10 protein-coding genes are annotated in these 11,084 nt (G+C 36.6%); all 10 read left to right on the top strand.

Annotation, left to right across the window (positions count from 1 at the left end):
• The coding region (locus tag HMPREF1495_RS08320) for an FMN-binding protein (RefSeq protein ID WP_034213722.1) at nucleotides 1–2,568 on the top strand (2,568 nt) is incomplete at its 5' end.
• A gap of 290 nt (nucleotides 2,569–2,858) precedes the next feature.
• Nucleotides 2,859–5,516 (top strand): alanine--tRNA ligase, encoded by a 2,658-nt coding sequence (gene alaS, locus HMPREF1495_RS08315; RefSeq protein ID WP_034213715.1) that lies wholly within the window; start codon nucleotides 2,859–2,861, stop codon nucleotides 5,514–5,516.
• Between the two features lie 13 nt (nucleotides 5,517–5,529).
• A complete protein-coding gene (gene nagB, locus HMPREF1495_RS08310) occupies nucleotides 5,530–6,255 on the top strand; it encodes a glucosamine-6-phosphate deaminase (protein ID WP_034213711.1) in 726 nt (241 codons plus the stop codon).
• The gene (nagA, locus tag HMPREF1495_RS08305) at nucleotides 6,246–7,397 is read left to right on the top strand and encodes an N-acetylglucosamine-6-phosphate deacetylase (RefSeq protein ID WP_007592409.1); all 1,152 of its coding nucleotides are present in this window, start codon (nucleotides 6,246–6,248) and stop codon (nucleotides 7,395–7,397) included. Before nagB ends, nagA begins: the two co-directional genes overlap by 10 nt.
• A 254-nt stretch (nucleotides 7,398–7,651) precedes the next feature.
• Nucleotides 7,652–8,437 (top strand): GTP-sensing pleiotropic transcriptional regulator CodY, encoded by a 786-nt coding sequence (gene codY / locus HMPREF1495_RS08300; RefSeq protein WP_034213709.1) that lies wholly within the window; start codon nucleotides 7,652–7,654, stop codon nucleotides 8,435–8,437.
• Nucleotides 8,438–8,530: 93 nt separating this feature from the next.
• Entirely contained in the window at nucleotides 8,531–8,866 is a 336-nt protein-coding gene (locus HMPREF1495_RS08295; protein WP_242832879.1) for a hypothetical protein, read from the top strand.
• Between the two features lie 33 nt (nucleotides 8,867–8,899).
• Nucleotides 8,900–9,352: a hypothetical protein gene (locus HMPREF1495_RS08290; RefSeq protein WP_007592402.1), complete on the top strand. Its 453-nt coding sequence runs from the start codon at nucleotides 8,900–8,902 to the stop codon at nucleotides 9,350–9,352.
• A 16-nt stretch (nucleotides 9,353–9,368) separates the two neighbouring features.
• Entirely contained in the window at nucleotides 9,369–9,695 is a 327-nt protein-coding gene (locus HMPREF1495_RS08285; RefSeq protein WP_034213706.1) for a hypothetical protein, read from the top strand.
• A 26-nt stretch (nucleotides 9,696–9,721) separates the two neighbouring features.
• Complete coding sequence (locus HMPREF1495_RS08280) at nucleotides 9,722–10,573, top strand: CbrC family protein (protein WP_007592398.1); 852 nt, start codon at nucleotides 9,722–9,724, stop codon at nucleotides 10,571–10,573.
• Nucleotides 10,574–10,627: 54 nt separating this feature from the next.
• Entirely contained in the window at nucleotides 10,628–11,077 is a 450-nt protein-coding gene (locus HMPREF1495_RS08275; protein WP_034213703.1) for a hypothetical protein, read from the top strand.
• The last annotated feature ends 7 nt before the right edge of the window (nucleotides 11,078–11,084 follow it).

The following is an 11,084-nucleotide window of genomic DNA, read 5'->3' as shown; positions in this document are numbered from 1 at the left end:
TCTGTACTTACAGTGGACTTTGCCAACTACAGAGCATTCCATGAAAGCGGCGGCTATGTATGGATAGGCTTTAAATTTGTGGAAACACCACAGAAAGAGCAGGTATTACCGGCTGCAGTTGAATTGTATGATAAGCAGGAACTTATTTACAATAAAACAGGTATTACAAAGCAGGAGTTTGAAGGAAGTAATGCACATTTAGTGCTGGATGTAACAATACCTAAAAAGTATGAGAATAAATGGAATGAGGATACATTTACAGTAAAAGTACTTGATTCCAAAGGCATACAGCTTAATTACAGCCTTACAAAGAGCGACAATATCTTAAATATCAAACTTGTAGATTATCACAGCCCGCAGTTTGGAAACGGAAGTATAGGACTAAGGTTTAAATATGAAGGTGGTGAAAGTGAAGCCGAAACTATAAAGACTGCAAAGGGAGAGGCTCAGATGGAGACTTTCTTCTATAAGGCAAAAGTTTTGGTAACATATAATGAAAAAACAGGAAAAATTATTAAGGTTGAAGATGACGGCACAAATCCGGGAAATACTCATAACAGAGTTTTCTGGAATATGTCGATTGGAATGTTTGATAAACTTGTAGGCAAAACAAAGGACAGCGTGGATACCGTTGATGCCGTTACAGGAGCAACACTTTCATCAAATGCCATTAAAAATGCGGTAAAGGATGCATTCCCTAAGCCACCCGTATCCGAAGAAACCAATATGGATAAATTGGATCTGGTAGTGGACGGAAAGACACATACTTATTATTACAAAAAGTATGATCCTAAAAATACCAATATGACATTTATTGTAAACGGCAAGGATGTAACCAATAAGGCTAATCTGGTAAGAAATCCATATGTGCCTAAGGTATACTACTATGTAGAGGATGATCAAAAACTTACAGGAAATCTATACGGTACTGCCGATTTCCCATACTCATATTTCTATTTAAGAGAGCTTTTAGCTATAAGAACCGCACCTTCATTCGGAGGTGATCCGACTATAGGTCAGGAGCCTACTCCATTGCAGATGATGAGTTTTGGAGGAAGATATGATTCTGTAAGTTCTTCAAAAATAGGAAGCTACGGCAAATTTGCGACAGCGGCTTACACTGATAAAACCGAAACAGGATATAAGATTAAGGGAGTTAAAACACCTGTTCAGGTAGATGCTGATCTGTATGCAAAAGTAAAACTTTTGGCAGCTGTAGGTGCGGAAAATCATACAGCACTTATTCCGGCAATTACAAGTATGACTGCTCCGGATTCCGTTACCGGAATAAGCAGAGAGGTTACAAAAACAGAATTGCCTACCTATAAGGTTATTAATTATGATTCTACAATCTCTGAAATGAAGGCAAGTGAGAATACTCCTGAAATAAGTGCCAATCCTTCAGATGTAAGAGTTTCACTCACAGATCAAAGTGAGTACGGAAATTATCAAATCAACCTTGAAGGTCTGCCTGAGGAAATAAAGACTGATAAGAATGTACTCGGTGTAACATTTGAGGCAGGAAGCAGTAAGAAAAATGCTAAAGTTTTCGGATTGTCACATGTTGACAATATTATTGCTGACGGTGAGCTTGCATTCTCGGTGGAGATGGGTAACTATGGCGGCAATTTAGCACATAAGCGTTTTGCTTCATTACCGGGTGATAAGATTTATAAAATTACATATTTATTAAGTGATCACAAGAAGTTTGAGATAGACGGATTGGAATTATATATTCCTAAGAGACTTCGCAGCAGTCATATACCGGCTATAGCGTCAAAAACCGAGTTCAGTGCGGAAAACGGGGCAGATGTAACATTTGATATGAGAAAGATGCCTTATGAAGGATATGAAATTGGAGATTTATTCTTCGGTTCAAAAGATAATGCTAAAAAACTTGTTGAAGGAACTGATTATACATTTGATAAAACAAATGAAACTCTTTCAATTAAGAGTACGGAAAACACCGGTATGGGAGAGTATACAGTTATCTTAAAAGATGCAAATAAAAAAGACGGATACTGCTCCACAAGCTTTAAGTTTGAACTTGGTGAAGCAAAAGAGAAAGAAGAAGGACAGGACAATATAGTAAAAGATGTTGTAGAGAATGTTACAATGTTCGGATACTATGCAAGCCTCAGAGTAACCTTCAATAAAAAGACCGGAGTTATTGTAAGCGTAGAAGACAATGAAACAAGCCCCGGAAATAATGCCGGATTCTGGTCAAATGCATTAAGGATGTTGCCTAATTTTGTCGGAAAGAAGGCATCTGAAATTGATTCTGTAGACAGTATAAGCGGTGCAACAGTGTCATCAGTTGCTATAAAAAAGGCTGTTAAAAAAGCGTTTGCAGACCGAAGTAGCTTTAGAATGGTAAACAGAGATATGGCTGCACAGCAGAGACTTGCTACAGACAGTAATGCCACAAAGCCTGTAGAAGAAAAAAGAAATGATGCAGAAAATGATAGAGAAGATTTAACAATTTCTCCAAATCATGTAGGAAGAAAAGGCATTATGAAAAATAAAATCTTGGGACTATATGATCCTAAAAATCTGATTGTTAAATAGTAAATATTTACTTTCAAGAAGGCGATGCTTTATGTGGGCATCGCTTTTTTATTATTTTACCATTACAATATGGACATTGAGTTTTAGGCATTATTGTGATATTATAAAAGCAGTTTTGTCTATAAAAATAGAAGGCATTGCCTAAGAATAAGTGAGGTGTATTATGGCTGTTTTTTTATCATCATTTATAGGAAGTTTAATTAAGGCTATCATTTTTGGGATTTTAGCTTTTATAGGTATAAAGCTGGGCAAAAAAGCAAGAGATATGAGAAAAGGAAAATAACAGATATATGAGTAACAAAAATTTTAACAGTGAAAACGGGGTAAACAAAATAAGGAAGAAATTCCTTGACTTTTTTGAGAGCAAGGGACATTTGGTAATGAAGAGCTTCTCTTTGGTTCCTCATAATGATAATTCACTATTATTGATCAATTCAGGTATGGCACCGCTCAAGCCGTACTTTACAGGTCAGGAGATACCGCCAAGAAGAAGAGTATGTACATGCCAGAAATGTATTCGTACAGGAGATATCGAGAATGTAGGAAAGACTGCAAGACATGGTACATTCTTTGAAATGCTTGGAAACTTCTCATTCGGAGATTATTTTAAGCATGAGGCTATCGCATGGACCTGGGAATTTTTAACAGAGGTGGCAGGTCTTGATGCAAACAGACTATATCCTTCAGTATATTTAGAGGATGATGAGGCGTTTGAGATCTGGAATAAAGAGATAGGTATTCCGGCTGATAGAATATTTAAGTTCGGAAAAGAAGATAACTTTTGGGAGCATGGAGAGGGACCTTGTGGACCTTGTTCTGAAGTATACTATGACAGAGGTGAAAAGTACGGTTGCGGAAAGCCAAGCTGTACTGTAGGTTGTGACTGTGACAGATATATGGAAGTATGGAACAATGTATTTTCACAGTTTAACTCGGACGGTAAGGGCAATTATACAGAGCTTATCCAAAAGAATATAGATACAGGTATGGGACTTGAAAGACTTGCGGTAGCGCTTCAGGATGTAGAGTCCATATTTGAGGTTGACACTATCAAGAACCTGCTTGACAGAGTTGCGGATTTGGCAAAGACATCATATAAAGAGGATGCAAAAAAGGATATATCACTCCGTCTTATTACAGACCATATCAGATCATGCACATTTATGATCTCAGACGGTATTATGCCAAGTAATGAGGGTAGAGGATATGTACTCAGAAGACTTTTAAGAAGAGCTGCAAGACATGGAAGAATGCTTGGAATAAAGGATACTTTCTTGGCTTCTCTTGCAAATACGGCAATAGAGCTTTCAAAGGACGGTTATCCTGAGCTTGAAGAAAAGAAGGAGATGATCCTTAAGGTTCTTACAGAGGAAGAGAACAAGTTTGATAAGACCATAGATCAGGGACTTTCAATCCTTGCAGAAATAGAAGAGAATCTTACAAAGAGCGGTGAAAAGGTAATCTCAGGTGAGGATGCATTCAGACTGTATGATACTTACGGTTTCCCTCTCGATCTTACAAAAGAGATAATTGAGGAAAAGGGCTTCACCGTAGATGAGGCGGGATTTAATAAGGCTATGGAGGCTCAGAGAAGTCAGGCAAGAGCAGCCAGAAAAGCTACAAACTATATGGGAGCCGATGTTACCATATATCAGTCACTTGATCCGAAGCTTACTACAGTATTTGAAGGTTATGACAGCCTTCTTGATTCAGGTAAGATAACCGCACTTACTACAGAGGATGAAATAGTGGAAGCTATTGCAGAAGGTGATCATGGAACAATTATCCTTGATAAGACTTCATTCTATGCTACCATGGGTGGACAGAATGCGGATATCGGTGTGATAAAGAAAGATGATGCAGTATTTAATGTAGTGGATGTTATCAAGCTTGCAGGTGATAAGATCGGTCATGTGGGATTTGTAAGTCAGGGAATGTTTAAGCTTGGCGATACTGTGGAAACTGTTGTAGATTCCGAAAACAGAAAGAAAACAGCTGCAAACCACTCTGCAACTCACCTTTTACATAAGGCGCTTAGAGAAGTGCTTGGAAACCATGTGGAACAGGCAGGAAGCTATGTTGCAGCAGACAGACTGAGATTTGACTTTACACATTTTAAGAGCCTTTCAAGAGAAGAGATTGCAGAGGTAGAGGTGCTTGTAAATGCAGAGATAAATAAAGCTCTTCCGGTAGTTACAGATGTAATGGATGTGGAGTCGGCTAAAAAGAGCGGTGCTATGGCACTTTTCGGTGAAAAATATCAGGGCGATGTAAGAGTTGTAAGCATGGGAGACTTCTCAAAGGAGCTTTGTGGCGGTACTCATGTACATAATACATCGGATATAAAGCTTTTCAAGATTCTTTCAGAAAACGGTATTGCTGCAGGTGTAAGAAGAATAGAAGCTCTTACAGGTGACAGTGTTATCGAATTCTATCAGGATATAGAAAACAGAATGCAGAAAATGGCTGAGCTTTTAAAAATAGGTGAATCTGAACTTGTTGCAAAGGCTGAGAGCTTACTTGATGAGATGAAAGCTCTTAAGTCTGAGAATGAGAAGCTTAAAGCAAAACTTGCAAGTGAGGCGCTTGGAGACAGCACCGAAAATATTGAAACAATAAACGGAATCAAATTCATTGCAATGCAGGTAAGCGGTGTTGAAATGAATGAGCTTAGAAATCTTGGTGATAAGCTTAAGAATGATGTTGATGAAGGTATGGTTGTACTTGCATCAGATGTTGACGGTAAGGTAAATCTTTTATGTATGGCAGGTGATAATGCACTTAAGGCAGGAGCACATGCAGGGAATATTATCAAAGCAATCGCTACACTTGTAGGCGGCGGTGGCGGCGGTAGACCGAATATCGCTCAGGCCGGTGGAAAGAACCCTGCAGGTATCAAGGATGCGCTTGATAAGGCAAAGGAAGAGTTTAAATCACAGTTAGCATAGGGGGGAGTGCAATATGCGAATTATATGCGCAAAAGATTATAAAGAAATGAGTGAAATGGCGGCAGACATAATAGGTGCGCAGGTACTTTTAAAGCCTGATGCCGTACTTGGACTTGCTACAGGTTCAACACCTATAGGTACTTATGAAGAATTGGTAAGAAGATATGAGGCAGGCAGACTTGATTTCAGTAAAATTAAGACTGTAAACCTTGACGAGTACAGAGGTCTTACAAAGGATAATGATCAAAGTTATTATTATTTTATGCATTCACATCTTTTTGACCATATAAATATAAATAAAAATAATACAAAGGTACCTGACGGTATGGAGCCTGATGCACTTAAAGCAGGTCAGGATTATGAAAATATTATAAAAAATTTTGGTGGAATAGATTTGCAGCTTCTCGGACTTGGCAATAACGGACATATCGGTTTTAATGAGCCGGGTGATGAATTTATCGACAAGACTCATGTGGTAGATTTGACAGAGAGTACGATAGAGGCCAATAAGAGATTCTTTGCAAGTATAGATGATGTTCCTAAGCAGGCATATACTATGGGTATAGGAAGCATTATGAGAGCAAAGCGTGTGCTGATGGTAGTAAACGGTAAGGGAAAGGCTGAAATTGTAAAAGAAGCATTCTTCGGACCTATTACACCTAAGGTACCTGCTTCTATATTGCAGTTACACAATGATTTTATTCTGATAGGTGATACGGAGGCTTTGTCATGTTTATAAAAAATGCGATAGTGTTTGATCCGGACAGAGTGTTCAGAAACAGAGAGATTCATATCTCGGGTGAGAAGTTTTCAGAAAGCTCATTTATGAATCTAGGATTTTCACCGGAAGATGACAAGAAGCAGGTGGATGCCACAGGACTTTATGCAATACCGGGACTTATAGATATACATTTTCACGGCTGTATGGGTGATGATTTTTGTGATGCAAAGGAAGATACGATAAAGAATATAGCGGAATACGAGGCTAAAGTTGGTGTGACAAGTATTTGTCCTGCCACCATGACCATTTCTAAAGATGAACTTAAAGAAATCATGAAAAAGGCTGCCGCATATGACGGTGATACAGGTGCCAAGCTTGTGGGCATAAATATGGAAGGACCTTTTATAAGTGAGGCAAAAAAAGGTGCTCAGTCATCAAAGTATATATTAAATACCGATATTGAGTTCTTCAATGAATTGAATGAGTTGTCGGGAAATCTTATTAAGCTTGTAGATATCGCTCCTGAGGGTGAAGGTGCTATGGATTTCATAGCAGGTGTAAAGGACAATGTTGTAGTTTCCATTGCACATACTATGGCAAATTATGATACAGCGGTAAAGGCTTTTGAAGAGGGTGCATCTCATGTTACACATCTTTACAATGCTATGCCGCCGTTTACACACAGAGAACCGGGAGTAATAGGTGCGGCTATTGACAATGACAGAGTATGTGTGGAGCTTATTTGCGACGGTATTCATATTCATCCGGCTGTAGTAAGAGCTACATTTAAGATGTTCGGAGACGAGAGGGTTATACTTATAAGTGACAGTATGAGAGCATGCGGACTCAGTGACGGAGAGTATACTCTTGGCGGACAGAAGGTGTTTGTTACCGGAAGAAAAGCTGTACTTGACGATGGAACCATTGCAGGTTCGGTTACAAATCTTTTTGAATGTATGAAGAGGGCTGTACAGGATATGCATATCAGACTTGAGGATGCTATAGCGGCCGCAACGATAAATCCTGCAAAACAAATCGGAATTTACGATAAAGTCGGAAGTATTGAAGAAGGAAAATATGCGGATCTGGTACTGATGGATAAGTCATTAAATATAAAAGCTGTGTATGTACATGGCAAGGAAATATATAGTGAATTATAAATTGTGTGAGGCGAGGTGAAAACTTCGCCTTTTTGAATATTATTATCAGATTATATATAAAATTGACAACTTTATTCAGTTATTTTAAATAAAGTGTTATATTGGAATAATATATCATTTAGATTACATAAGTTTAGATAAGTAAATAATATGAATTATAATATAAAAAAGTTGTACATTTATTCAAATTGTGCTAAAATTTAAGTGTGAGCTTTATTGAAAATACGTTGTTTTCTAAGGGGAGGTTTTCTTGAATGAGTGTACAATTATTGGATAAGACTAGAAAGATTAACAGGTTATTACACAATAATAATTCACAGAAAGTAGTATTTAATGATATATGTGACGTATTATCAGAAATACTCGAGGCAAATAGTCTTGTTATTAGTAAAAAGGGAAAGGTATTAGGAGTTGGAACACATAATGGTACATCTGAGATTACAGAGCTGATTGCTGATAAAGTAGGCGGCTTTATAGATGAAATGCTGAATGAAAGACTACTCTCAATATTGTCCACAAAAGAAAATGTTAATCTTGCAACACTTGGATTTGACGAAGAAAATGTAAACAGATTTCAGGCTATTATCAGCCCGATTGATATTGCAGGTTCAAGACTTGGTACTGTATTCATTTACAAAGAGGAAAAGGGCTTTGATATAGATGACATAATATTAAGTGAATACGGCACAACAGTGGTAGGACTTGAAATGATGAGAAGTGTTAATGAGGAGAATGCGGAGGAGAATAGAAAGATTGCTATTGTAAAGTCTGCTATATCAACATTAAGCTTTTCAGAACTTGAAGCTATAATACATATCTTTGAAGAGCTTAGCGGTAATGAAGGTGTGCTTGTAGCAAGTAAGATAGCTGACAGAGTAGGAATCACCAGATCGGTGATAGTAAATGCACTAAGAAAATTTGAAAGTGCAGGTGTAATAGAAAGCAGGTCATCCGGCATGAAGGGTACTTACATTAAGGTAATAAACGATGTGGTATTTGCAGAGCTGGAAGAGGTAAAGAAGGATCAGGGTATCAAATAAAGTTAACATACTAAGGACCGGCATTTGTCGGTTCTTTTTTTATAAAAAGTACAGTAGATACAGATTGTATATTAGTGATATAGTAGAGTAGATATGTGTGAGGTTAATGTTATGAAATATGATGAACTTGATTTTTTTGAATTCTTTGAAAGTGAGCCTTCCTACCTTTATGAAAAAGAGGCGGGGTTTTGCAGTTATTCATATGAAAAAGATAATTTTAGAATACATATTTCTTTATCATGTTATGAAGACTATATGAGTATAGATATCTCATATAAAAGGGGTACAGTTTATAGCGGTGAGATAAGAAATATAGAAGAAGTTAAGAAGTTTGATACGGATATACTCAAAGTGGTGACAGATAAAAACTGGATATTTCTGAAAAAGTGGCCATGTATCGGGGTTATTTTTGATGAAAGGTTAGAATAGAAATCATATAATAAATTTAAAAAGGAGTATAAAATGCTTAAGATAGGTGAAAAGTACTGTTTTGAAGATGATTTAAGTGACAGACAGAGCTGCCTTATATTTGATAAAGATAACGGCTCGTGGTCTGTAGATATAGGGTTTAAAGAGGGGGATTTTCGTGGTGAATCAACAGCTCCGTCTATTTGTATAAACAGTATAGATTCAAACAAAAGCAGTGTAAAAGACCTTGTAGGAGAAACTTTTAGTGTAAATACATTGGAAGAATGTGATGAAAGAGAAGATACATTTTATATTTATGAATCGGAACCTATGATTTCATATAAGCTTGAAATTATAGAGATAAAAGATGATAATGCTCATATAAGATGTACCGGATTATTGATTGTTGACGGTTATGCCGACCCTATTGAAAAAGAGTATTTTGAAATTGACAGTCTGATACCGATAATAGAATCAGTTGATGATTGGAAAAAGTTCGAACTATAAAACATGAGGAGATACCATGGATAATATAAATTTTAAACTTCCAAAAATGTATGAAAAGTTTTTAGAGGAAATAAAGGGAAGTGACGAATTTCCGGTAGGCGATACAGGTGTGATACTTTATGAAGAAAAAGATTTGGAGGAAAGAAATCTGACATATGAGGTTTTTGAATATGAGCCTGATTTTTTTATGATAGGACAGGACGGAGATATGGCTTTCTTTATCAAAAAGGACTCTGACGATACCATATATAAAAATGATTTGGGTGCACTCGGATCACTTGAAATGGAAGAGGTATCTTCTGACATATATGAATTTATAGAGTATGTAAAAGAACATTATTAGATGCTTTGATTATATAAGGATAAAATATGAACGAATTTTTAAAAGAATATATCAGCTTAAAAGAAAACTTTGTAAAGCAGCATGAAAATGAGACAAGTGTATTGGCATTATATGAATTTGCTGACAGACTGAAAGTTAGAACCGAAAAAGAGGCCATGGAGGTACTGGTTGATATCTATCAACTGCTTTATAAGATGGAAAGTGCATATAAACTGTATGAAAGTATATATGATAAAGCTGACAGAAAACAGATTAAAAAGTTTTTAAGTTTAAAAGATTTAAATGAGAGCCATGGTGACAGATTTGCAACACCAAGGCCGCTAAATAAAGAGGAAAGGCTAAAAAGGGAAGAACGTAAAAAATTATTGCCGAAATTCAGATATCATCCCGATCCTTTGGAGACAGGTTCGTTTATAGAAGGTGAAGCGAAAGTATGTCCTTGCTGCGGTAGAGAAAGCAGTGTTTACTATGTAAAAAGCCCATATGCTGTAGATGATGTGGATTATCTTTGCCCTGTATGTATTTCAACCGGTAAGGCCGCAAAGAAATATGATGCCGATTTCATTCAAGATGTTGATGATGACTTTGTACCGGATAAGGAAAAGAGAGATGAACTCTTTTATAGAACACCGGGGTATTTAAGCTGGCAGGGTGAGTATTGGCTTTATTGTTGTAATGATTACTGTGCATATCTTGGCAGTGTAGGGACAAATGAATTAAAAGAAATGGGAATTGCGGAAGAAGTATTTGAAGAGTACAATAAACGAAATGAATTCCCGGATATTGAAAAATATTTGGTAAAGGACGGATCTGTTTCCGGATATTTATTTAGATGTTTACACTGTGGAAAACATCATTTGTGGGTGGATGTCGACTAATATATTTGTTCGTGAGATTAGAGCAGATTTAATATCATATAAGGAATAATCAAAATGGACAATTTAGAGATTTTTGAAAATGCCTGTAAATACTTTTCGGAAAATATCGTCAAATTTAAGGATATATTGACAGAAAAATTAGCTGCACTGAAGGATAAGGAATGGGTATTTGATAAGGGCAGTACAAAAGTATTTAAGGCTGATGAAACCGGAAGAAAGAAAAGGTGCAAGGTCAGTATCGGATATTGTCTAAAGGTGGAAATTACAAAAGCAGATGCACTAACCGCTTGGGATGAATTTAATAGGTTTTTTACGGAAACATATGTAGCAGATATTGAAAGAATTTCAAATAATGAAGAACTGGGAAGATATGAGTTTATTGCAAAAAACTCTCTAGGTGATGAAGTCAGATGCAGTATTTATCTTTCAAATGAATGGAATATAGCTCAGATTTGTATTTTAGGATATGTTTCCGGAAGATATAAAAAAGCGGATTTAAAATAGGAGTAAA

Origin of the sequence: Lachnoanaerobaculum sp. MSX33 (assembly GCF_000512995.1) — a bacterium.
Lineage (GTDB): Bacteria > Bacillota > Clostridia > Lachnospirales > Lachnospiraceae > Lachnoanaerobaculum.
The sequence above is the reverse complement of the archived record's forward strand: the minus strand, read 5'-3'. Positions and strand labels throughout refer to the sequence as shown.